This window comes from Kitasatospora sp. NPDC089509 (genome assembly GCF_044749365.1).
Classification (GTDB): Bacteria; Actinomycetota; Actinomycetes; order Streptomycetales; family Streptomycetaceae; genus Kitasatospora.
In genome coordinates this window covers 420,890-443,403 of record NZ_JBIVHS010000004.1, presented here as the reverse complement: position 1 = coordinate 443,403, position 22,514 = coordinate 420,890, and the positions used below count along the sequence as shown (strand labels likewise).

The 22,514-nt window shown below is 73.4% G+C and carries 17 protein-coding genes and 1 pseudogene; 4 read left to right on the top strand and 14 right to left on the bottom strand.

Going from position 1 to position 22,514, the window contains the following annotated elements; genetic code table 11:
• Nucleotides 1–203 precede the first annotated feature (203 nt).
• The gene (locus ACIP4P_RS11685; protein WP_400917004.1) at nt 204–1,085 is read left to right on the top strand and encodes a hypothetical protein; all 882 of its coding nucleotides are present in this window, start codon (nt 204–206) and stop codon (nt 1,083–1,085) included.
• A 79-nt stretch (nt 1,086–1,164) separates the two neighbouring features.
• Here the strand turns inward: ACIP4P_RS11685 and ACIP4P_RS11680 are convergent, their stop codons facing one another.
• The 3 genes from ACIP4P_RS11680 to pdhA are packed head-to-tail and all read right to left on the bottom strand — an operon-like array spanning nt 1,165 to nt 4,745.
• The gene (locus tag ACIP4P_RS11680; RefSeq protein WP_400917002.1) at nt 1,165–2,601 is read right to left on the bottom strand and encodes a dihydrolipoamide acetyltransferase family protein; all 1,437 of its coding nucleotides are present in this window, start codon (nt 2,599–2,601) and stop codon (nt 1,165–1,167) included.
• 15 nt (nt 2,602–2,616) lie between these two features.
• Nucleotides 2,617–3,591, bottom strand: a complete 975-nt coding sequence (locus ACIP4P_RS11675; protein ID WP_400917000.1) for an alpha-ketoacid dehydrogenase subunit beta — start codon at nt 3,589–3,591, stop codon at nt 2,617–2,619.
• A complete protein-coding gene (gene pdhA, locus ACIP4P_RS11670; RefSeq protein WP_350514830.1) occupies nt 3,591–4,745 on the bottom strand; it encodes a pyruvate dehydrogenase (acetyl-transferring) E1 component subunit alpha in 1,155 nt (384 codons plus the stop codon). The genes ACIP4P_RS11675 and pdhA overlap by 1 nt, the downstream gene beginning before the upstream one ends.
• Before the next feature lie 426 nt (nt 4,746–5,171).
• Here pdhA and ACIP4P_RS11665 point away from each other — a divergent pair, with 426 nt between their 5' ends.
• Nucleotides 5,172–5,831, top strand: coding sequence for a response regulator transcription factor (locus ACIP4P_RS11665; RefSeq protein ID WP_350506572.1), 660 nt, complete (start codon nt 5,172–5,174; stop codon nt 5,829–5,831).
• A 64-nt stretch (nt 5,832–5,895) separates the two neighbouring features.
• Nucleotides 5,896–6,984, top strand: a complete 1,089-nt coding sequence (locus ACIP4P_RS11660) for a phosphotransferase (protein ID WP_400916997.1) — start codon at nt 5,896–5,898, stop codon at nt 6,982–6,984.
• A gap of 5 nt (nt 6,985–6,989) precedes the next feature.
• Here the strand turns inward: ACIP4P_RS11660 and ACIP4P_RS11655 are convergent, their stop codons facing one another.
• From ACIP4P_RS11655 to ACIP4P_RS11605, 11 genes and pseudogenes are all read right to left on the bottom strand, one after another.
• Nucleotides 6,990–8,762: a protein kinase gene (locus ACIP4P_RS11655; RefSeq protein ID WP_400916995.1), complete on the bottom strand. Its 1,773-nt coding sequence runs from the start codon at nt 8,760–8,762 to the stop codon at nt 6,990–6,992.
• 113 nt (nt 8,763–8,875) lie between these two features.
• Nucleotides 8,876–10,309: a protein kinase gene (locus ACIP4P_RS11650; RefSeq protein ID WP_400916993.1), complete on the bottom strand. Its 1,434-nt coding sequence runs from the start codon at nt 10,307–10,309 to the stop codon at nt 8,876–8,878.
• 283 nt (nt 10,310–10,592) lie between these two features.
• Nucleotides 10,593–11,207 (bottom strand): bacterial proteasome activator family protein, encoded by a 615-nt coding sequence (locus ACIP4P_RS11645; protein ID WP_350514834.1) that lies wholly within the window; start codon nt 11,205–11,207, stop codon nt 10,593–10,595.
• 268 nt (nt 11,208–11,475) lie between these two features.
• Nucleotides 11,476–12,318, bottom strand: coding sequence for a hypothetical protein (locus ACIP4P_RS11640; RefSeq protein ID WP_400916991.1), 843 nt, complete (start codon nt 12,316–12,318; stop codon nt 11,476–11,478).
• Nucleotides 12,319–12,446: 128 nt separating this feature from the next.
• A complete protein-coding gene (locus ACIP4P_RS11635) occupies nt 12,447–13,424 on the bottom strand; it encodes an NAD(P)H-quinone oxidoreductase (protein WP_400916990.1) in 978 nt (325 codons plus the stop codon).
• Nucleotides 13,425–13,460: 36 nt separating this feature from the next.
• Nucleotides 13,461–14,429, bottom strand: coding sequence for an NAD-binding protein (locus ACIP4P_RS11630; RefSeq protein ID WP_350514845.1), 969 nt, complete (start codon nt 14,427–14,429; stop codon nt 13,461–13,463).
• Nucleotides 14,430–14,515: 86 nt separating this feature from the next.
• The gene (locus ACIP4P_RS11625; RefSeq protein ID WP_400916989.1) at nt 14,516–15,709 is read right to left on the bottom strand and encodes a molybdopterin molybdotransferase MoeA; all 1,194 of its coding nucleotides are present in this window, start codon (nt 15,707–15,709) and stop codon (nt 14,516–14,518) included.
• Entirely contained in the window at nt 15,706–15,972 is a 267-nt protein-coding gene (locus ACIP4P_RS11620) for a DUF6457 domain-containing protein (protein WP_400916987.1), read from the bottom strand. The genes ACIP4P_RS11625 and ACIP4P_RS11620 overlap by 4 nt, the downstream gene beginning before the upstream one ends.
• A gap of 967 nt (nt 15,973–16,939) precedes the next feature.
• Nucleotides 16,940–18,163, bottom strand: a pseudogene (locus ACIP4P_RS11615) (diguanylate cyclase domain-containing protein); the annotation flags it as partial.
• 299 nt (nt 18,164–18,462) lie between these two features.
• Entirely contained in the window at nt 18,463–19,584 is a 1,122-nt protein-coding gene (locus ACIP4P_RS11610; RefSeq protein WP_400916985.1) for an adenylate/guanylate cyclase domain-containing protein, read from the bottom strand.
• Between the two features lie 173 nt (nt 19,585–19,757).
• On the bottom strand, nt 19,758–20,651 hold the full coding sequence (locus ACIP4P_RS11605) for a biotin--[acetyl-CoA-carboxylase] ligase (protein WP_400916983.1): 894 nt from the start codon (nt 20,649–20,651) through the stop codon (nt 19,758–19,760).
• Nucleotides 20,652–20,896: 245 nt separating this feature from the next.
• Here ACIP4P_RS11605 and ACIP4P_RS11600 point away from each other — a divergent pair, with 245 nt between their 5' ends.
• The gene (locus ACIP4P_RS11600) at nt 20,897–22,507 is read left to right on the top strand and encodes an acyl-CoA carboxylase subunit beta (RefSeq protein WP_400916981.1); all 1,611 of its coding nucleotides are present in this window, start codon (nt 20,897–20,899) and stop codon (nt 22,505–22,507) included.
• Nucleotides 22,508–22,514: the final 7 nt, after the last annotated feature.

Below are 22,514 nucleotides of genomic sequence, written 5' to 3'. Positions count from 1 at the left end.
CCGGCAGTATCCCGAAGCCCGGTCGAAGACTCCCGAAAAAACTTTTCGATCCACCTGCAACCCCCGGCGGGGATGGACGTCTATCAGGGTGAAGGCACGGAGAGCGAGACCGGCAGAGCCGGGGGGCGCTTCCGCTCAGCAGGAGCGGGGCCGGTCGTCTTCACCCACACACCGTCAGACCCATGACCTTGGGGAGTCACGTCATGCGCACGTCCGTTATCACCCGTATTGCGAAGAACGACCGCGCCTTCTCCGGCCGCCGCCGCATCGCCGTACTCGCCGCCACCACCGTCCTCGCGGGCGGCGTCCAGTTCATCGCCGCCGACACCGGCTGGGCCTGCGGCGACCAGCGGTACGACGGCCCCCACCTGGCCGCCAAGCCGACCGAGCCGTTCTCGAACTTCCTGTCCTTCGGCCACGACAAGAGCGTCGCCACCGACGGCAGCTGGACCGAGTTCGGCCTCTCGATGGAGAACAGCACCGGAGCCGACGTCGCCAGGACGGCCCCGGCCCTGGGCATCGCCCCCGCCTCCGGCGCCCCCCTGCGCACCGGGGACGTGCGGATCGAGGTCAAGCAGAACGGTGCCTGGAAGCCGCTGAAGCTCGCCGCGGACTGCATCGGGATCGACGTCCGGACCGACTCGCTGGCGCAGCCGCTGGCCGACAAGACCAACTCCGACTTCTGGTTCCGGATCTCCCTCGCCCCGGGCACGGCCAAGGATCTGACCGCGCTGAACCTGGTGACCAACGCCACCAACGACAAGTCCACGCTGGAGTCCTGGGACCTCCACACCATGAAGGTCACCCACCCCCGGACCGCGCCCGCCGCCGGCCAGCAGGCCCCGGCCGGCAAGCCCGCCCCGGCCAAGGCCGTCCAGCCCGCCGCCGAGAAGACCACCGCCGCCCCCGCCGCCGGGGCCGTCCCCACCGCCGCCCCGGCGACCACCGCCCCGGCCGGCACCCCGGAGCTCGCCCACACCGGCGCCTCCGCCACCAACGCCTTCCTGGCCACCTCCTCCGCCGTGCTGCTCGCGCTCGGGGGCGGCGTCCTGCTCGCCGTCCGGCGCCTGCGCCGCCAGCGGTAGTCGACAGGCGGGTACGACGAAGGGCCCTGCTCCGTACGGCGGTACGGAACAGGGCCCCTTCGTCATGCCCGGCGGGCCGTCAGCCCCAGGTGATCAGGCGCTTCGGGAACTCCAGCAGCCCGGCCACGTCGGCCAGCACCCGGGAGCCCAACTCCCCGTCCACCAGCCGGTGGTCGAAGGAGAGCGCGAGTGTGGTGACCTGGCGCGGGACGACCTTGCCCTTGTGCACCCACGGCAGCTCCCGGACCGCGCCGAAGGCCAGGATGGCCGCCTCGCCCGGGTTGAGGATCGGGGTGCCGGTGTCGACGCCGAAGACGCCGACGTTGGTGATGGTGACCGTGCCGCCCTGCATGTCGGCCGGCGAGGTCTTGCCCTGGCGGGCGGTCTCGACCAGCTCGCCGAGCGAAGTGGCCAGGCCCGCAAGGGTCTTGGCACCGGCGTCCTTGATGTTCGGGACGATCAGACCGCGCGGGGTGGCCGCGGCGATGCCGAGGTTCACCTGACCCTTGATCACGATCTCCTGGGCCGCCTCGTCCCACTGGGCGTTGATCTCGGGGTGCCGCTTGATCGCCACCAGCAGCGCCTTGGCGACCAGCAGCAGCGGGCTGACCCGGACGTCCCGGCCCAGTTCGCCGCTCTCCTTGAGCTTGCGGACGAACTTCATGGTGCGGGTCACGTCGACCTGGACGAACTCGGTGACGTGCGGGGCGGTGAAGGCCGAGGCCACCATCGCCTGCGCGGTCGCCTTGCGGACGCCCTTGATCGGCACCCGGACGTCGCCCGCGGTGGACACCGGCAGCGGCGTCGGCACGGCCTCGGCCGGCTCGACCGCGACCGGCTGCCCGACGGCCGGCGCCGTCGGCGCGGCCAGGGCCGCCGCGTGGGCGTGCACGTCCTCGCGGGTGATCACGCCGTCCCGACCGGTCGGGGTGACGGCCCGCAGGTCGATGCCCAGGTCCTTGGCCAGCTTGCGCACCGGCGGCTTGGCCAACGGCCGGTCGCCGGACGGAAGTTCGACCACGGACGGGACGACCGCCGGGGCGGCCGCGACCGGCGCCGGGGCGGCGACAGCCGCGACCGGGGCCGGCTGGGACGCGGTGACGGTCGTGGTGGTCGTCCGCCGGGCCCGGCGCTGGGTGGCGCCGGTGCGCGGGCCGTACCCGACCAGCACCTCCCGCCGCTCCGGCTCCGGCTCGGCGGCCGGTGCCTGGGCGGCGGCGACGGGCGCGGCAGCGGCAGCCGGGGCGGCCCCCGCCCCACCGGCGACCGCCACCGTGATGATCACGGTGCCGACGTCGACCGTGGTGCCTGCCGGGAAGAAGAGCTGCTCGACGACCCCGGTGAACGGGATCGGCAGCTCCACCGCCGCCTTGGCGGTCTCCACCTCGCAGACGACCTGCCCGTCGGTGACGGTGTCACCGGGCTTGACGTACCAGCTGAGGATCTCGGCCTCGGTCAGGCCCTCGCCCACGTCGGGCATCTTGAACTCGCGGAGCGAGCGAACTTCGGTGGTCATCTTCGCTCCCCCGGATCAGTACGCGAGCGCGCGGTCGACGGCGTCGAGCACGCGGTCCAGGTCGGGCAGGAAGGCTTCCTCGACCCGGGACGGCGGGTAGGGCGCGTGGTAGCCGCCGACCCGCAACACCGGTGCCTCCAGGTGGTAGAAGCACTTCTCGGTGAGCCGGGCGGCCAGTTCCGCACCCATGCCCATGAAGACCGGCGCCTCGTGCACCACGACGGCCCGTCCGGTGCGCTTGACCGACTCCTCCAGCGCGGTGAAGTCGATCGGGGAGAGCGAGCGCAGGTCGACGACCTCCACCCGGCGGCCCTCCTCCTCGGCGGTCGCGGCGGCCTCCAGGCAGACCTTGACCATCGGGCCGTAGGCGATCAGCGTCAGGTCCGCGCCGGGACGGACGATCCGGGCGTCGTGCAGCCCGAGGTCCGCGGCGGCCCCGACCTCGCCCTTGTCCCAGTAACGCCGCTTGGGCTCCAGGAAGATGACCGGATCGTCCGACTCGATGGCCTGCCGCAGCATCCAGTGCGCGTCGTGCGCGTTGGACGGGCTGACCACCCGCAGACCGGCGGTGTGCGCGAAGTACGCCTCGTGCGACTCGCTGTGGTGCTCGACCGCGCCGATTCCACCCGCGTAGGGGATGCGGACGGTGACCGGCATCTTGACGTGCCCGAGCGCGCGGGCGTGCATCTTGGCCAGCTGGGAGACGATCTGGTCGAACGCCGGGTAGACGAAACCGTCGAACTGGATCTCCACCACCGGGCGGTAGCCGCGCAGCGCGAGGCCGATCGCGGTGCCCATGATGCCGGACTCGGCCAGCGGGGTGTCGATCACCCGGTCCTCGCCGAAGTCCTTCTGCAGGCCGTCGGTGATCCGGAAGACGCCGCCGAGCTTCCCGATGTCCTCGCCCATCAGCAGGGTCTTCGGGTCGTTCTCCAGCGACTTGCGCAACGCCTCGTTGAGCGCCTTGGCGATGCTCAGCTGCCCGGCCATCAGTGCTTCTCCCCCGCCTCGAAGGAGGCCGCGTACTCGACGTACCCGGCCCGTTCCTCATCGACCAACGCGTGCGGCTCGCTGTACACGTGGTCGAAGATCAGCGTCGGGTCCGGGTCCGGCATCCCGCGCACCCCCTCGCGCACCCGCAGCCCCAGCTGCTCGCTCTCGGCGTCGACGGCGGCGAAGAACTCCTCGTCCGCCAGGCCCTCCTTCTCCAGGAGGGTGCGCAGCCGCAGGATCGGGTCCTTGGCCTTCCAGGCCTCGGTCTCCTCGGTGGGCCGGTAGCGGGTCGGGTCGTCGTTGGTGGTGTGCGCGCCCATCCGGTAGGTGAAGGCCTCGATCAGCACCGGGCCGTTGCCGCTGCGGGCGTGGTCGAGCGCCCAGCGGGTGACCGCGAGGCAGGCCAGCACGTCGTTGCCGTCGACCCGGACGCCGGGGAAGCCGAAGCCGGAGGCGCGGCGGTACAGCGGGATCTTGGTCTGGGTGGTGGTGGGCTCGGAGATCGCCCACTGGTTGTTCTGGCAGAAGAACACCACGGGCGCGTTGTAGACCGAGGCGAAGGTGAAGGCCTCGTTGACGTCGCCCTGGCTGGAGGCGCCGTCGCCGAAGTACGCGATCACCGCGTCGTCGGCGCCGTCCTTGGTGATGCCCATCGCGTAGCCGGTGGCGTGCAGGGCCTGCGCGCCGATCACGATGGTGTACAGGTGGAAGTTCTTCTCGTTCGGGTCCCAGCCGCCGTGGTTCACGCCGCGGAACATGCCGAGCAGGTTCAGCGGGTCGACGTCGCGGCACCAGGCCACGCCGTGCTCGCGGTAGGTGGGGAAGGCGTAGTCGCCGGGGCGCATGGCCCGGCCGGAGCCCACCTGGGCGGCCTCCTGCCCGAGCAGCGAGGCCCACAGGCCCAGCTCGCCCTGGCGCTGGAGCGTGGTGGCCTCCGCGTCGAACCGGCGCACCAGCACCAGGTCGCGGTAGAAGGCTCGCAGCTCCTCGGGAGTGGTGGTGAGGGGGTAGTCCGGGTGCTCGACCCGCTCGCCTTCCGGCGTGAGCAGTTGGACGAGCTCCGGCTGGGCGTCCGTCCCCGTGGCGCGGAGGGTGTCAGGGACAGCGGGGGCCGCCTTCTTGCGGGTCCTCGCCGTGCTTTTGACGGTCACGTTCACTCCTCGGTCTGTCCGGCCGCCCGGGGTCGCCGGTGACCGGTCCGGTCACCGCCTCGCGGGGCGCGCGTGGGTGTGCGCACCCATGGCGTGGCAGGTGGTGATCCTGTTCCGACGGCGGCCCTCACGAGAACGTTACCCAGCGTCCGCCCTTGGCGCGCTTGCGCTAGGACGTCCTACTTGTTCAGGGCCTACGACCCCGAGGGTGCCGCGCCCGGCTCGCCGTCGGAAGGGTGGGGGTGACGGTCGGCGTGACGCAGCTCTCAATTCGAGCGCCTTCAGGACACCAGCGCACGTTATCCGGGCGGACGCCCGTACGTAAGGGGGTTCTCGGTATCGGTTTCGGTCGGTTGTGGCCTGATCCCGCCTTCGCGAAGCTGGACACGATAGGCCTTGAGTACGGTGATATGGGAGGCTTTGCACGTGACTGATAACGGACAAATCAGGGTGTTCCTGCTCGATGACCACGAGGTCGTCCGGCGGGGCGTGCACGATCTGCTCTCCGTCGAGGACGACATCGAGATCGTCGGCGAGGCCGGCACGGCCGCCGAGGCACTCACCCGGATCCCGGCGGTCCACCCCGACGTCGCGGTGCTCGACGTCCGGCTGCCGGACGGCAACGGGGTCGAGGTCTGCCGCGAGATCCGCTCCCGGCTGCCCGAGATCAAGTGCCTGATGCTGACCTCGTTCTCGGACGACGAGGCGCTGTTCGACTCGATCATGGCGGGCGCCTCCGGCTACGTCCTGAAGGCGATCCGCGGCACCGACCTGATCACCGCTGTCCGGGACGTCGCGGCCGGCCGCTCCCTGCTCGACCCGGTCGCCACCAGCCGGGTGCTCGCCCGACTGCGCGACGGCGGCGAGAAGGAGGACGAGCGGCTGGCCCAACTCACCAAGCAGGAGCGGCGGATCCTCGATCTGATCGGCGAGGGGATGACCAATCGTCAGATCGGCAACGAGTTGCACCTGGCCGAGAAGACGGTCAAGAACTACGTCTCCAGTCTGCTCGCCAAGATGGGCATGGAGCGACGCACCCAGGCGGCCGCCTACGTGGCGCGGCACCAGGCCGATCATCAGTACTGATACGGCACTTCACACATGTGATGGTTTGTCAAGGGCCCCCACCAGGGGGCCATAACCTCTGCACGTGACTTTCAGCCAGACCCTCGCCTGCGCCCCGGCCCGCCCCGACCTCGCCGCACCGCCGATAGGGACCCTCAGTCCACCCGTCCCGCGCAGCGCACTCACCGAGGTCCTGGCCCGCTTCCGGGTGGGGCGGCTGCTGACCGCCGAACCGGTCGCCGAAGGCCTGCTGAACCGGGGCTACCGGGTCACCGCCGAGGCCGGGACGTACTTCCTGAAGTGCTACGTCGACGCCGCCACCGCCAACCGTCCGAAGATCCTCGCCCACCACCGCGCGATGACCGACCTGCACGCCCTGGGACTGCCCGTGGCACCCCCGTTGAGCTGCTCCGGCCGCGGCGGGACGGTGGCCGGCCTGGACGGCCGGCTGTTCGCGCTGTTCCCCTGGACCGATGGCCGACACCGGCACGGCACCGAGCTCGAACCGTCGCAGTGCGACGCGCTCGGCGCGCTGCTCGGCCGACTGCACGGCGCACTCGACGAGGTCTGCACCCCCCTCGACCAACCCGCCGGCTACCGCAGCGCCGACCCCCTCGACAGCGCCGAACTCGCCCGCGACCTGCGGGACCGCGCCCGCGCCCACCGCCCGTACGGCGACCTGGACGCCCTGGTCGTCCAACGGCTCGACGAACGGCTGGAACTGCTCGCCGAGAACGCCCACCGCCGCCCCGACCCGCTCGCCACCCCGCCCACCGGCTGGACCCACGGCGACTTCCACGGGCTCAACCTGCTGTACGACGGCGACCGGGTCGCGGCCGTCCTGGACTGGGACAAGCTGGGCCCGCAGCCGCGCGCCGAGGAGGCCGTCCGGGCCGCCACCCTGCTGTTCAACGACCGCACCGGCGGCGCCCTGGACCTGGTCCGGGTCCGCCGCTACTCACAGGCCTACCGGGCCTCCGGAGCCGCCACCGCCGAGCAGTTGGCCGCCGCCGCGCACCGGGTCTGGTGGGAGCGGCTGAACGACTTCTGGATGCTGCAGTGGCGCTACCAGCGGGCCGACCACCGGGCCGACCCGCTCTACCCCGCCTCGGCGGGCCAGTTGGCGTGGTGGTGCCAGGAGTACGAGCAGGTCCTGGACGCCTTCGCCAACTGATCCCGTCAGGGGTTGGTGGCCGGCAGCGTGGGCCCGCCGCCGGAACCGCCGGCGGCACCCGCGCCACCGGCGCCACCGGCACCACCGTTGCCGCCGGGCGGCTTCGTCGACGGCTGCGGCGGCTTCGGGGCGGTCGAACCGCTGCCCTCGCCCGTTCCCGAGGTCGGCGCGGTGCTCGCCCCGCCGGTCGGCGTCGTGCTGGCGGAGGCCGAGTGGCTCGGCGTCGGGGACGGCGAGGTCGAGTGCTTGCCCGAACCCGGCGACGGCGACATGTTGTTGCCGCCGGTACCGCCGCCGCTGCCGTACGTCCCGGTGTCGGCCGGCTGGTTCGGCCGCCGGCTGCCGGAGGTCGACGGCGGCTGGGTCGGCTGGCCGTTCTGGTTCGGCGTGGTCGACTCGACGGTGCTGACCGCCGGTGCGGGCGTACTGGGCTGGACCGGCAGGTTGCCGCCGCCGCCCCCGCTGAGCGCGAAGGCGATCCCGGCCCCGGCCGCGACCAGCACCGCGATCCCGCCGGCCACCCAGGCCCACGGCCCGCGCCGCCGACGGCCGTGGTCGTCGTGGTCGTCGTACTCGTCGTCGCCGCCTTGCGCCCCCTGGTAGGGCGCAGGGGTGTGCGGGCCGCCCGGCGAGTACGGCAGCACCGAGGTCTGGTCGCCCGGGCCGACCGCGCCGAAGGCCTGGGTGGCCGCCGCCTGGTCCGGCCGGAGCACCTGGGTGGCCCCGGTGTCGCCGGGCATCCCGGCGGCCGTGCCGACCCAGCCGGCCCCGGCCGCGCCGTGCATCTCGCGCAGCGCGTGCTGCAGGTGGGCGCGGAACTCGTCGGCGTCCTGGAAGCGGTCGTCCGGGTTCTTGGCGAGCGAGCGCAGCACCAGCGGGTCCAGGCCGAGCGGCACCCGGCTGTTGGCCTGCGAGGGCGGCACCGGCATGTCCTGGACGTGCTGGTAGACCACCGACAGCGGGGTGTCGCCGGTGAACGGCGGGCGCAGCGTGAGCAGCTCGTAGAGCATGCAGCCGGCCGCGTACAGGTCGGAGCGGTGGTCGACCGCCTTGCCGAGCGCCTGCTCGGGCGACAGGTACTGCGGGGTGCCCATGACCATGCCGGTCTGGGTCATCGTGGTGGCCCCACCGGTCAGCGCCCGGGCGATGCCGAAGTCCATCACCTTGACCGCGCCGGCGTGGGTGATGATCACGTTGGCGGGCTTGATGTCGCGGTGCACGATGCCGTTGCGGTGGCTGTACGCCAGCGCCTCCAGCACCCCGGCGATGATGATCAGCGCCTGGTCGACCGGCGGCGCCTCCTCGTCCACCAGCAGCTCGCGGACGGTCCGGCCCTCGACCAGCTCCATCACGATGTACGGCGTGGACTCGTCCCCGACGTACTCCTCGCCGGTGTCGTAGACCGCGACGATCGAGTGGTGGTTCAGCGCGGCGACGGCATGTGCCTCGCGGGTGAAACGCACCCGGGCGACCTCGTCCTGCGCCAGCTCGCCGCGCAGCAGCTTGACCGCGACGGTGCGTCCCAGCCGGATGTCCTCGGCGGCGAACACCTCGGCCATGCCACCGCGGCCGAGCCGGTGGGTCAGCCGGTAGCGGCCGTCGCCGACCGTGCCCATCGGGACCCCGCGGCCCGGGGTGTGCAGCCCGCCGGCCCCGCCGAACGGCGGCAGCGCGGAGGTCGCGGCTTCACTGCCCGGCTCGGGGATCCGCGGCATTCCGCCGGTCGCTCCGTTCGCGCGGGCACCCGCCTCGTCGTCCGGCTGCTGCGTCTGTGCCATCGCTCCTCGCCCCGGGCGTTCGCTCGGAATCGCGGTGCCCTGTCGCTTACGTATCCCCGAACGCTACCGCTTCCGGCACGCAGCCGTGACACGTGCGAAGCGGCTGGAAACGGTCAGACCAGCCCGTTCCGGTCGGCCTCCGGGCCCACCAGCACGACCGCGGCCGGACGCTCGGAATGGAACTTGCCGTTGGTGGTGGTCTGCGCCTTGTTGACCACGATCGCGATGATGATGCCGGCCAGCACCAGCACGCCGACGATGATCGCGATCACCACGAAGGCCGTCGAGCAGCCGCCGCCGCTGGGCTTCGGCTGCTGGTACGGCGGCATCGGCTGCGGGCCCGGGGCGTGCATCGGCGGGCGGAAGGGCTGCGGCGTCTGCGGGGCCTGCGGCCGCGGCGTCTGGTACGCGGGCGGCGGGGTCTGGTACTGCGGGCGCTGCTGCTGGTAGGCCGGCGGTGGCGTCTGGTACGCGGGCGGCGGCGTCCGGTACTGCTGCTGCGGGTGCTGCGGCTGGGGGTGCTGCGGGTGCTGGGGCGGCTGCTGCTGGAACGGGTGCGGGGTCTGCGGCGCCTGCGGGGCCTGCGGCGTCGCGGACACCGAGCGCGGGCCCTCCTTGATCACCAGCGGGGAGCTGGCCTGCAGCGCGTGCCCGGCGCCGCCGCCCTTCAGCTCCGCGATCAGCCGCTCCGCCTCGTCCCGCATCGCGGCCGCGCTCTGGAACCGGTGCGCCGGATCCTTGCGCAGCGCCTGGGCCACGAACGCGTCCACCGCCGGGGTGATCGAGCGGTTCAGGGCGGACGGGGCCGGGGGCTCCTCCTGGACGTGCTTGTAGGCGATCGAGAAGGCCGAGTCGCCGTCGAAGACCAGCTGGCCGGTGAGCATCTCGAAGAGCATCACGCCGACCGAGTACAGGTCGGAACGGGCGTCCACCGGCTTGCCGAGCGCCTGCTCGGGCGACAGGTACTGCGGGGTGCCGACCACCATGCCGGTCTGGGTCATCGAGGTGACCCCCGACTCCAGCGCCCGGGCGATGCCGAAGTCCATGACCTTGACATTGCCCTTGCGGTCGAACATGACGTTCCCGGGCTTGATGTCGCGGTGCACCAGGCCCATGTCGTGCGAGGCCTCCAGCGCGTTCAGCACCCCGACGACGACCCGCAGGGCCTGCTCGGTCGGCATCGCGCCGTACTGGACCACCGCCTCGTTGATCGCCTCGCGCAGGCCCTGGCCGTCGATCAGCTGCATGACGATGTACGGCGTGCTGGAGCCGTCCGCGGCGACGTCCTCACCGCTGTCGTACACCGTGACGATGTTCGGGTGCTCCAGCCGGGCCACGGCCTGCGCCTCGCGGCGGAACCGCTCCTTGAACGAGTCGTCCCGGCCCAGCTCGCTGTGCATGCTCTTCAGCGCGACCTGCCGGTCCAGCACGCTGTCGTAGGCGAGGTGCACGGAGGCCATGCCGCCCTCGCCCAGCAGCCGCTGCAGCACATAGCGGCCGTGGCCCAGCGCGGAGCCCTCGACCGCCGCGTTGCCGTGCTCGCTCATGGTCCTCTGCTCCCCCTCGGCGCGGTGGTGCTGCCGCAACCGTGACGTTAGGTCTCGTCCGTGCGTGGTGGGCCCGGCCCGCGGGCCCGGCGAACCCCCTGCCGCGGCGGCTCGACCGGCCAGCGACAGGGGTCAGGGTATCGGCTTCCGCCGACGGTGATCGGTCCAGGGCCGATCCTGCCCCCGGACCGCCGGCGCCGGGTCGCGGCGCCGTGGTCCGGGGGCGGATCGTCGCGGTACGTCCCGTCCCCCGACGGGCCCGCCGGACCCGGCGACAGTGGACCTACAGGTAGGGACCGGAACGGATGCCGCGGCCCTGGCCCGGGTCCTCCTCGTCCGGCTCCCCGTTGTGCAGACCGGGCGGCAGCGCGCGCCGCATCTGCTCCAGCTGCGCCCGCGCGGCCATCTGCTGGGCGAACAGGGCGGTCTGGATGCCGTGGAACAGGCCCTCCAGCCAGCCCACCAGCTGGGCCTGGGCGATCCGCAGCTCGGCCTCGGTGGGGATGGTGTCGTCGGTGAACGGCAGCGAGAGCCGCTCCAGCTCGGCCACCAGCTCCGGGGCCAGCCCGAGCTCCAGCTCCTTGATCGAACTGGCGTGGATGTCCTTCAACCGGACCCGGCTGGCCTCGTCGAGCGGCGCCGCCCGGACCTCCTCCAGCAACTGCTTGATCATGCTGCCGATCCGCATGACCTTGGCGGGCTGCTCGACCATCTCGGTCACCGGGAGCTCGCGCGGCGTGTCCGCCTCGTCGTCCCCCTCCAGCGGCACCGTGGCGAACCCCTGGCCCACGGGCAGCCCGTCCGGTCCGACGATCAGCACCTTCTGGCCGTCCTGCGACTGCCCGCCGGCGGCCCGGAAGGGCTCCTGCGACGAGCGCTCGTTCATCGGATTCGTCATGAACAACATTCTCTCTCACTGGGGTTGGTCGGGCGGAAGCCCCCGTGCGTTCCGCCGTCCTGCGCCACCCGTGACGACGGTACGCCCCGACGGCCCGCGCGGGAATCCGTACGGATACTCAGTTCCCACCGACCGTCCCCGCCCCGGGCGCACACAGCACCTCCCCCGACACCCCGCGAAACCCGCCCCGCTCCTCGGACACACCCGCCGGGAACCCGCACCGAATCTCCACGCCCGGGACGCACACCCCGCGCCCCGGCCGCACGCCTCAGCCCTTCCGCAGCCGCAGCCCCACCAGCCCCAGGCCGCAGCCGATCAACCCCAGCCCCACCCCCAGCGGCAGCTGGAGCGTGGAGGGGTCCTGCCAGCGGGCCGGGAGCAGGACGGGGGCGACCGCGACCGCCTCGGACCGACCGGCGGCCACCGTGGCGGTGTCCGACCCGGCGGTGTCCGGCCCGGCGGCGGGGGCGGACGCCTCCGGGGTGTCCGCGTCCGGCTGGTCGGCCGTGGCGCCCTGCTCCTGGACCTGCTCGGGCAGCTGCCCGCCGGCCTGGTCCGGCGCCTGCTCGGACGCCTGGTCGGGTGCCTGCTCCGGCACCTGGTCGGGCACGAGGGCGGGGCGGTGGCGGTGCGCCCGGAGCGCGGCGAAGTCCGGGCGGGACCGGTCGGGCAGCACGTACTGCGGCGGCGCGGCCCTGGGCGACGCCACGGCCGGCCCGGACGACACGGCCGGCCCGGACGACACGGCCGGCCCGTCGGCACCCTGGCTCTCGTCGTCGGCCCGGGTCCCGTCATCGCCCTGGGCCTGGTCGTCCCCCTGGGCCTGGTCGTCGCCCTGGGCCTCATCACCGCCCCAGACCGGGAAGCCCGCCACCGGGAAGCCCGCCGCCTGAGCCGAGGCACTCGGCGGGGACTCCGCCACCGCCCCGGTCGCGGCGGCCAGCGGGAGCGTCAGCCCCAGCACGGCCGCCGCGAGCAGCCGCCGGGCCCGGCCGGTCGGACGGACGGCACGGGTCCGGCGGTCACGGCGATCACAGCAGTCACAGCGGTCACGACAGCGGTACGGCGCGGCGGGCAGCGGCCCGAGGACGGCGTGCGGAGTTGCGGCCACGGTCGGAGTCCTTCCGACGGCCGATCGCGCCCGGGGGCGGCATCGGCGGCGGGACAGCTCCGGACCAGCGTCACACAAACTGATAAACGCGGCATTTCGGACAGTCGCCGGAAGCCGTCCGGCCCCGCTCAGACCGTCAGCACGACCTTCCCGACCTGCTCGCCCGCCTCCAGCACCCGGTGCGCGTCGCCCACCGAGGTCAGCGGCAGCACCCGGTCCACCACCGGCTTCACCACCCCGGACTCGACCAGCGGCCAGACGTGCTCCCGCACCGCCGCCACGATCGCCGCCTTCTCCGCCAGCGGCCGCCCGCGCAGATTGGTGGCGATCACCGCCGCCCGCTTGCGCAGCAGCGCGTTGAGGTCGAGCTCGCCCTTCACCCCGCCCTGCAGCCCGATGATCACCAGTCGCCCGTTGACCGCCAGCGCGTCCACGTTCCGCTGCAGGTACTTGGCGCCCATGATGTCCAGGATCACGTCCGCCCCGGCCCCGTCGGTGGCCTCCCGGAGCACCTCGACGAAGTCCTGCTCGTGGTAGTCGATCACGATGTCCGCGCCCAGCTCGGTGCACCGGGCCAGCTTCGCCGGGCTGCCGGCCGTCACCGCGACCCGCGCGCCGACGGCCTTGGCCAGCTGGATCGCCATCGTCCCGATCCCGCTGGCGCCGCCGTGCAGCAGCACCGTCTCGCCCGGCCGCAGGTGGGCGGTGAGGAAGACGTTGGACCACACCGTGCAGGCCACCTCCGGCAGCGCCGCGGCCTGCTCCGGGCTCAGCCCCTTCGGCAGCGGCAGCAGCTGCCCGCTCGGCACCGCGACCTTCTGCGCGTAGCCGCCACCGGCCAGCAGCGCGCACACCTCGTCGCCGACCGCCCAGCCGGCCACGCCCGGACCGAGCGCGACGATCCGCCCGGCGCACTCCAGCCCCGGGTACGGCGAGGCACCGGGCGGCGGATTGTAGGAGCCCTGCCGCTGGAGCAGGTCGGCGCGGTTGACGGCGGTGGCCGCCACCTCGACCAGGACCTCGCCCTCGCCGGGCACCGGATCGGGGACCTCGGACCACACCAGCGCCTCGGGGCCGCCGGGTACGGGAATCGTCATCGCATGCATGCCCCGAACCTACTGCGCCGCACGGCGGTTCGGAGTTCAGGCCCCGCCCGGACCGGAGGACTTGATGACGATCACCCGGTCGGTGAGCTGGAGCACGGCGGCCTCCGGCTCGGTGTAGTTGAGCACCCGCCGGCCGCGCACCACCGCGACCACCAACTCCTCGCACTCACGCGGACTGTGCCCGGCCTCGGCCCGGGTGACCGGCCGTTCCACCACGTCCAGCCCGTTCCCGTAGGTCAGCAGGTCCTCCATCACCGCCCCGGCGTGCGGGCTGAGCATCGACAGCCCGAGCAACCGCCCGGCCGAACTGGAGCTGGTGACCACCACGTCGGCCCCGCTCTGCCGCAGCAGCGGCGCGTTCTCGTCCTCCCGGACCGCCGCGACCACGGTGGCGGCCTTGTTCAACTGGCGTGCCGTCAGGGTGATCAGCACCGCCGTGTCGTCCCGCTCCGGGGCGACCACGATCCGGGCCGCGTTGGGGACGGCGGCCCGCACCAGGGTGTCGGTCCTGGTCGCGTCGCCGACCACCCCGACCAGGCCGTGCTGCGAGGCGCTCTCGATCACCTTGCGCTGCGGGTCGACGACCACGATCTCCTCCGCCTTCACCCCCTGCCCGAGCAGGGTGTCGACGGCGCTGCGCCCCTTCGTCCCGAACCCGATGACGACGGTGTGCTCGCGCACGGTGGACCTCCAGCGGTTCAACCGCCATTGCAGGCGGGTGCGTTCGGTGAGCACCTCCAGGGTGGTGCCGACCAGGATGATCAGGAACAGCACGCGCAACGGGGTGATCACCAGGATGTTGGTGAGCCGGGCGCCGTCGCTGTACGGGGTGATGTCCCCGTAGCCGGTGGTGGAGAGCGTCACGGTGGCGTAGTACGCCGCGTCCAGGAAGCTCAGTTCGCCGCCCGCGTTGTCGTGGTAGCCGCCCCGGTCGAGGTAGACGATCACCGAGGTGGCGACCAGCACGGCGAGCGCGAGCAGCAGCCGCGAGCCGACCTGCGCCATCGCGGGCGCGGTGCGCCGGGCGGGCAGCACGATCCCGGCGTCCGCCCACGGCTCCGTGCCCGGCGCCGCGATCCGCCGCAGCCGGCTCACGGCGCCTCCACCAGCTCGACGACCTGCCCCGCGTCCGCCCCGCCGGGCGGCACGACGGCCAGCGCCTCGGCCCGGGCCAGCCCGCGCAGCATGGCCGGCCCGTCGAAGGCGAGCGGCACGACACCCTCGGCGGTGCGCCGCACCGGCTGCAGCCGGGTGTCCACCGGATGCCCGGGCAGCAGCACCGCCGTCCGGGCGAGCACGGGAGCGGCGGCGGCCCGTCCGGCCCGCGCGTGCAGCAGCGGCAGCGCGAGCGTGACCATCCCGGCGACGGCGGCCAGCGGATTGCCGGGCAGGCCCACCAGGTGCCGCCCGCCGGGCAGTTCGGCCAGCAGCATCGGATGCCCGGGCCGCACGGCCACACCGTCCACCAGCAGCTGGGCACCGACCTCGACGAGCGCCCGGTGTAGGAAGTCCACCGGCCCGGCGGCGGTCCCCCCGGTGGTCACCACCACATCGGCGGTGGAGTGCCGCAGCGCGTCCCGCAACAGCCCGAAGTCATCGCGCACGCACCGCACTTCGGCCACCTCGACACCTGCCGCCCGCAACCAGGGCGGCAGCAGCGGACCGAGCGCATCCCGCACCAGCCCCGGCCCGGGAACCCCGGAATCGAGCAACTCATCGCCCAACACCAACAGTTCGACCACCGGGCGACGGCGCACCGCCAGCCGGTCATGACCGCAGGCGGCCGCCAGGCCCAGCACCGCCGGCCCCACCACCGTCCCGGCGGGCAGCAACTCCTCACCCCGACGGCACTCCTGGCCACGCGGACGCACGTCCTGCCCCGTGGTCAGCCGCCCCGCACCGCACTCACGCAGCAGCCCGCCGTCCACCCGCCCGTGCTCACGCCGCAGCACGGCCGTCGCCCCGGGCGGCAGTTGAGCACCCGTGGCGATCTCCACCGCACCACCGTCGGCCAACGGAGCGACCTCACCGCACCCGGCCAGCACCCGCCCGGCGACCCGCCAGGGCCCGGGCCCGGCGACCGCCCACCCGTCCATCGCCGAGGTGTCGAAGGCGGGCAGATCGGTCAGCGCGCCCAGCGGCTCGGCCAGCACGTGCCCGAGCGCCTCGGCCAACGCCAGCCCCACCACCGGCAGCGGCCGCAGCCCCGCCCACCGCGCCGCCTCCCGGGCCCGCGACCAACTCAGCACACCCAGCTCCACACCGGCGGCGGCTACCGCGCTCACGCGTCCCCCGGCCCGTCATCGGTCGGAGCCCACCGCTCCGCGAGCGCCGCCGTCCGCCGACTCGCCTCGGCAACAGCCGCCGGCCCGCCCCCCTGCTGCGCGGCCGCATAACCGATCAGAAAAGCGGTCAACGGCGCGGCCGGCCGGGCCACCCCGTGCGCGACCACCCGGGCCAGGTCGAGCAGTCCCCGGACATCCACATCCAGGTCGATGCCCAGGTCGGCCTTGACCTCGGCGATCCAGTCTTCCAGCGTGCGCTCCATGCGCCCATGCTGCCTGATCGGCGGTTTCCCCGAGGTGTTCCCCCCGTGTGCGGCGCGCGTCGTTTCCCTCACGCCTCACCACCACCCCCAGTGAGGCCCGCACGCGGGCGTGCCGGGCGAAAGCCCGCGCGCCCGCACCCCCACCCCACGAACCACTCCAGGCGAGAGGGACGCGCTGCGGGAGGGGGCGGTGGAGGGGGTGGGTGCGGAGAGGGGCGTGACGGGTGATTTTCAGACTGCCAACGGCGGCCGGGCATACGCAGACAGGGTCGGCAGTCCGAAAATCACCCAGCCCCCGGAGCACCCACCCCCGGAACCGCCCCCGCACCCCACTCTCCCGAGAGCCCACCCCAAACGACAGACCCCCCACCCCTCACAACACCGGAGGAGAAGCCGCCCCCGCCACCGCCACCGCCACCAAGGCCCTCATCGCACAAGCAACCTGCCCCAGCGGCAAAGTGGCATCATCCGCAAAGAGCTCCACCAGCCACCCACCCGCCGGATTCTGCCCACCCGCCGCGACCATCCCCCGGTACCCGGACACCACGAGCATCGCCTCCTCCGCCGGATCGTTCCCCGCCGCCCCCGCCCGCAGGGAGAAGGCGCCGCCACGGACGGCCCGGCGGGTCATCGGGTAGTGGCGGAGGTCGAAGACGGCGTCCGGGGCCTCGATCTGGGCACGCTGGGTCTCGGCGCGGGTGCTGCTGGGGCCGCTGGTCATCCGGTAGACGGCGTGCTGGGCGGTGCGCATCCGCTGGGAGCCGGGCGGGACGTACGAGACCCACCAGCCGACCGCGTCGAGCAGTCGGGCGGAGGTCTCCGCGACGACCACCAGCTTGCCGAGGGTGTCGGCCGGGTGGACGGCGCGGGCCGCCGCGGCCTGGTCGAGGGAGGCGAGCACGGCGGTGAGCAGCTGCCCCGGGTCGGCGCTGTGGGCGGCGCCACGGAAGCGCCGCCGGTCGGCGGTGCCCGGTCGGCCGCCCGGTCCGCGCCGCCCGTCGGCCCGGTGGTGCGGGTCGGCGGCGTCGGCCAGTAGCACGGTGGGGTCGGGCGAGAAGCCGGGGCCGTGGCTGCGCCCGGCGACCACGGGATGGGCGGCGCGGGCGGCCTTGGCCCGGTACTGGGCGGCGTCGGCGAGCCGGAAGAGCCGGTCGGGGGTGGTGACCGGCCCGATCGAGTCGCCGGTGGAGGCGACCCCGCAGGCGACTCCCTCGCCCTCGGCGAGGGCGAGCGCCCGCGCGCACAGCTCCTCGGCGACGGCGACCACCTCGTCGGCCTTCTGGCCCTCGGCGAGCAGGCAGAACTCGTCGCCGCCGAGCCGGGCGGCCAGGCTGCCGGGCAGTTTGGCGGCGGCCAGCGAGAGCTGGTGGGCGAAGCGTTCCAGCAGCCGGTCGCCCATCTCGTGGCCGAGCTGGTCGTTGACCCGCTTGAGCCCGTTGACGTCGCAGACCACCAGCGAGACCACGGTGTTGTCCCGGTTGTGCGCCTCCAGCGCGCTGTCCAGCCGGGCGTCGACGGCACGTCGGTTGGCGAGGCCGGTCAGCGGGTCGGAGAAGGCGAGCCTGCGCAGGTCGGCGAGGCGTTCGGTCTGGGCGAGCCCGGCCGAGATCTGGGCGGCGAGCAGGGTCGCGTAGTCGGCGTCGGCGTCGGTGAAGGCGGGCATGCCGGCCGCCCGGGCGAGGTAGAGCTCGCCCCAGGCCTGTCCGTGCAGCACGATCGGCGCGACCACGCAGCACGCACGCCCGCGCCGGCGCAGTGCGGCGGCGCGTTCCTGGCAGTACGCGCCGGCGGTCGGATGCGTGTGTCCGGCGTGCGGCTCGATGTTCTCCGCCGTCTGCAGCCAGGCCCGCGGCAGCCGCCCGGTGGTCCAGCGTTCCTCCAGATAGGTGACGATCTCCGGGAAGTCCGCGACCGGGTACGACTCGTCCTCCGGCAGCTCCTCCTCGCCGGGGGCGAGGTCACCGTGGTTGACCAGCACCCGCAGCCGGCCGGACTCGCGGTCCCAGACCGAGACGGCGGCCATGGTGGCGCCCAGTGCCTCGGTGGCCCGGGTGGCGGCGGCCCGGACGGCCTCCAGCGGGGTGAGCGCCCCGGCCATGTCCTGGGCGAGTTCGACCACCGACTGCAGCCGCAGGTCGGGCAACGGGTCGGGGTGGTGCGGGCCGTCGCAGTCGCAGCCGCGGTCCGTCATGATCGCCTCACTGCTCACCGGCTCGCCTCGCTCCCTGTGCTCGGTCCTGCCGGACCCCCGCCCGCGGACCCCCACCGGTCGACCGCACCCGCGTCCGGCCGCTTGCACCAAGACTATGGCGATTTCGTTCGGTTATGCCCCGTTTGCCCGGATGGACCCGCACCGGACCGTACGACCTTCAACCGTTCGGCCACCCGAAGAAGCCCGGCCGAGCCCGCAAAACCACCCCATGAAGCCGACCCGGCGAAGAGACCTACCCCGGCGACGCCCGGCCAAGCCCGGCGAACGCGACCGCCCCGCTACTCGGCCTTCACCCGCCGCGACAGCAGCCACGGCTCCACCAGCCCCAGCCCCCGCACCGGCCGCCGCCACATCGGCTGCAGATGGAACCGCGCCCCCGCGTCCGGCCCCGGCATCGGCAGCCCGGAGGCGGGCATCCCGGCCGCCACCGAGAGCGCCTCGGCCAGGCCCGGCCCCTCCGAGTCGGCCGGGGCGACGCTGCCGTTCTGCTCCAGCGCGGCGGCGAACTCCCCGTCGATCAGCACCGCGTCCTTGGGCGCGATCGAGGTGAGCCGGCTGGCCAGGTTGACCGTGGTGCCGAAGACGTCGCCCATCCGCTGGGTGACCGTCCCGAAGGCCATGCCGACCCGCAGCGCCGGGATGGTCTCGTCCTCGGCCAGCGCGTCGATCAGGCTGAGCGCGATCTCGGCGGCGGTGGCCGGGTCCTCGGAGACGTAGAGGATCTCGTCGCCGAGGGTCTTGATCACCCGGCCGCCCTGGCCGGCGATCAGGTCGGAGCAGGTGTTCTCGAAGGTCTCGACCAGCTCGCCGAGCTCCTCCTCCTCCAGCCGGCGGGACAGCCGGGTGAAGCCGACCAGGTCCGCGAAGCCGACCGCGAGCCGACCGCTGGTGATCTCGTGGTCCTCGGCCGCCTGCACCACCCGGCCGGTGACGGCGGCCAGCTGGCGCCGCCAGACGTACACCAGGAACTGCTCCAGCTCCGGCAGCAGCAGCTCGACCAGCGGGTACGCCACGTCGGCGCGGGTCAGCCCGGGCTCGACGGCCTGGGTGAGGTTCTCCAGGAAGGTGTCCATCTGCCAGCCGGCCAGCCGGGCCGTGGTCTGGCCGGTGGACCGGGCCACCTGGATCGCCATCGACTCGCTGAGCAGCCCGGACTCGACCAGGCCGGCGAGGCGCCGCAGCGCGATCACGTCGCCGTCGGTGAGCGCCCGGGACTGCCCGATGTCGGGGAAGCCCATCGCCCGCCAGAACCGGGTGGCCAGCTCCATCGGGACGTCGGCGGCCCGCGCGGCCTGGTACGGGGTGTAGCGGCGTGGTGCGTCCAGGATCAGGCGTTCCAGTTCGAGCGCGACCGTGGGGTCGTGGCCGCCCGCCGTCCCGCTGCTGCCTTCCTCTGCCACCGGTCCGTCCCCGTGCGGTCGCCGCACTTGCCTCGTGTCCTACCGGTCCGGGCGCACCGCCCGCCACCCGGACGGACAGTGGCGCGCCTCACACCGCTGCCAGGTGGAATGTTCGCACGGAATCACGTGATCCGGAGCATCCGCCCGGGTCAAGGAGAGGTGAAGACTGCCGTTCAGCGCGGCTCGGGGCGGACGTGGACCACGTCCCCCGCGCCGACCGCCCGGCGTGCGCCGTCCTCGGTGCGGACCACCAGCCGGCCGTCCCCGTCGATCGCCACCGCCTCGCCGACCAGTTCGCGGTCGCCGGGCAGGTGCACCTTCACCCGGCGGCCGAGCGTGCTGCAGCGGTCCACGTACGCGCGCAGCAGGTCGCTCGCGTGCGGGTCCCCGGCGGCGGCCGTCCACTCCCGGTACAGCCCGGCGAACTCGCGCAGCAGGGCGCGCAGCAGCACGGAGCGGTCGGTGGTGGTGGCGCCGGCCAGGGCGAGCGAGGCCGCGGTGGGGACGGGCAGTTCGGCGGCGCGCAGCGAGACGTTCAGGCCCATCCCGACCACCACCGCGCCGCCGCTCAGCTCGGTGAGGATGCCGCCGAGCTTGCGCTCCGCGCCGTCGATCTCGGCCTGGAGGTCGTTGGGCCACTTCAGCCCGACCTCCACCCCGGCCACCCGGTCCAGGGTGCTGGCGGCGGCCACCCCGACCAGGATCGGCAGCCAGCCGTACCGCTCGACCGGCACCTCCTCGGGGCGCAGCAGGAAGGACAGGAACAGCCCGGAGCGGTCCGGGGCGGTCCACTGCCGGTCCAGCCGGCCGCGCGCGGCGCGCTGGGCCTCGGCGACCAGCACGGCGCCCTGGGGGGCGCCGGCCCGGGCCCGCTCGGCGAGGTCGCTGTTGGTGGAGCCGGTCTCGGCGACGACCTCCAGGGAGGTCCACAACCCGCCCGGGACGACCAGCTCACGGCGCAGCGCCTCCTGGTCCAGCGGCGGCCGGTCCAGGTCGGTCCAGGGGGACGGCCCGGTGCGGCCGAAGCCGCGCAGTCCGCTGCGGCGGGGGGTCTCGGATGCGGTCATGGGGGCAACCCTAGAACGCGGCCCGCGCACCGGCAGGACGGGCCGACGGCGCACCGCAGAGGCGCAGTCCGCCCCATCGTCCCGCAGAACGCTCGTTAACACACTGTGTCGATGGCCATAACGCCAGGACGTGCCGGATCGCCCTTCGCGCTGGCTACGCTACGCAGCGGTAGTTCGCAGCGCCGCCCTGCCTCCTGCGCGAGCCCCCGATCCCGGCCCGCGCGCACCCGAACAGGTCGCGGCCGATGATCAGGGAGAGCCACCGGATGACCGAGGCGCCGTACGACCCCCACACCACCGCCGGCAAGCTCGCCGACCTGCGGCGCAGGCTGGACGAGGCGGTGCACTCCGGCTCGTCCAAGGCCGTGGAGAAGCAGCACGCCAAGGGCAAGCAGACCGCCCGCGAGCGGGTCGTGGAGCTGCTGGACGAGGACTCCTTCGTCGAGTTCGACGAGTTCGCCCGGCACCGCTCGACCAACTTCGGCCAGGAGAAGAACCGCCCGTACGGCGACGGCGTGGTGACCGGCTACGGCACCGTCGACGGCCGCCAGGTCGCCGTCTTCGCCCAGGACTTCACCGTCTTCGGCGGCTCGCTCGGCGAGGTCTTCGGCGAGAAGATCGTCAAGGTGATGGACTTCGCGCTGAAGACCGGCTGCCCGGTCATCGGAATCAACGACTCCGGCGGCGCCCGGATCCAGGAGGGCGTGGTCTCGCTCGGCCTGTACGGCGAGATCTTCCGCCGCAACGTGCACGCCTCGGGCGTCATCCCGCAGATCTCGCTGATCATGGGCCCCTGCGCGGGCGGCGCGGTCTACTCCCCCGCGATCACCGACTTCGTGGTGATGGCGGACCGGACCTCGCACATGTTCATCACCGGCCCGGACGTGATCAAGACCGTGACCGGCGAGGACGTCGGCATGGAGGAGCTGGGCGGCGCCCGCACCCACAACACCAAGTCCGGCAACGCCCACTACCTGGCCTCGGACGAGAAGGAGGCGATCGAGTACGTCAAGAGCCTGCTCTCGTACCTGCCCTCCAACAACCTGAGCGACCCGCCGTCCTACCCGGAGCAGGCCGACCTCACGGTCACCGAGGAGGACCTCGAACTCGACGCCATCGTGCCGGACTCGGCGAACCAGCCGTACGACATGCGCAAGGTGATCGAGCACATCGTCGACGACGGCGAGTTCCTGGAGACCCAGCCGCTGTACGCGGGCAACATCATCACCGGTTTCGGCCGGGTCGAGGGCCACGCGGTCGGCATCGTCGGCAACCAGCCGATGGACCTGGCCGGTTGCCTGGACATCAACGCCAGCGAGAAGGCCGCGCGCTTCATCCGCACCTGCGACTCCTTCAACATCCCGGTGCTGACCTTCGTGGACGTGCCCGGCTTCCTGCCCGGCACCGAGCAGGAGTGGGACGGCATCATCCGGCGCGGCGCCAAGCTGATCTACGCCTACGCCGAGGCGACCGTCCCGCTGATCACCGTGATCACCCGCAAGGCCTTCGGCGGCGCGTACGACGTGATGGGCTCCAAGCACCTGGGCGCCGACCTCAACCTGGCCTGGCCGACCGCGCAGATCGCGGTGATGGGCGCGCAGGGCGCGGTCAACATCCTGCACCGCCGGGAGATCGCCGAGGCCGAGGAGGCCGGCACCGTCGAGGAGAAGCGGGCCGAGCTGATCGCCTCGTACGAGGACACCCTGCTGAACCCGTACCTGGCCGCCGAGCGCGGCTACGTGGACGCGGTGATCGCCCCGAGCGAGACCCGCCGGCACATCGTCCGGGGCCTGCGGGCGCTGCGCGGCAAGCGCGAGGTGCTGCCGCCCAAGAAGCACGGCAACATCCCCCTGTAGGCACCAT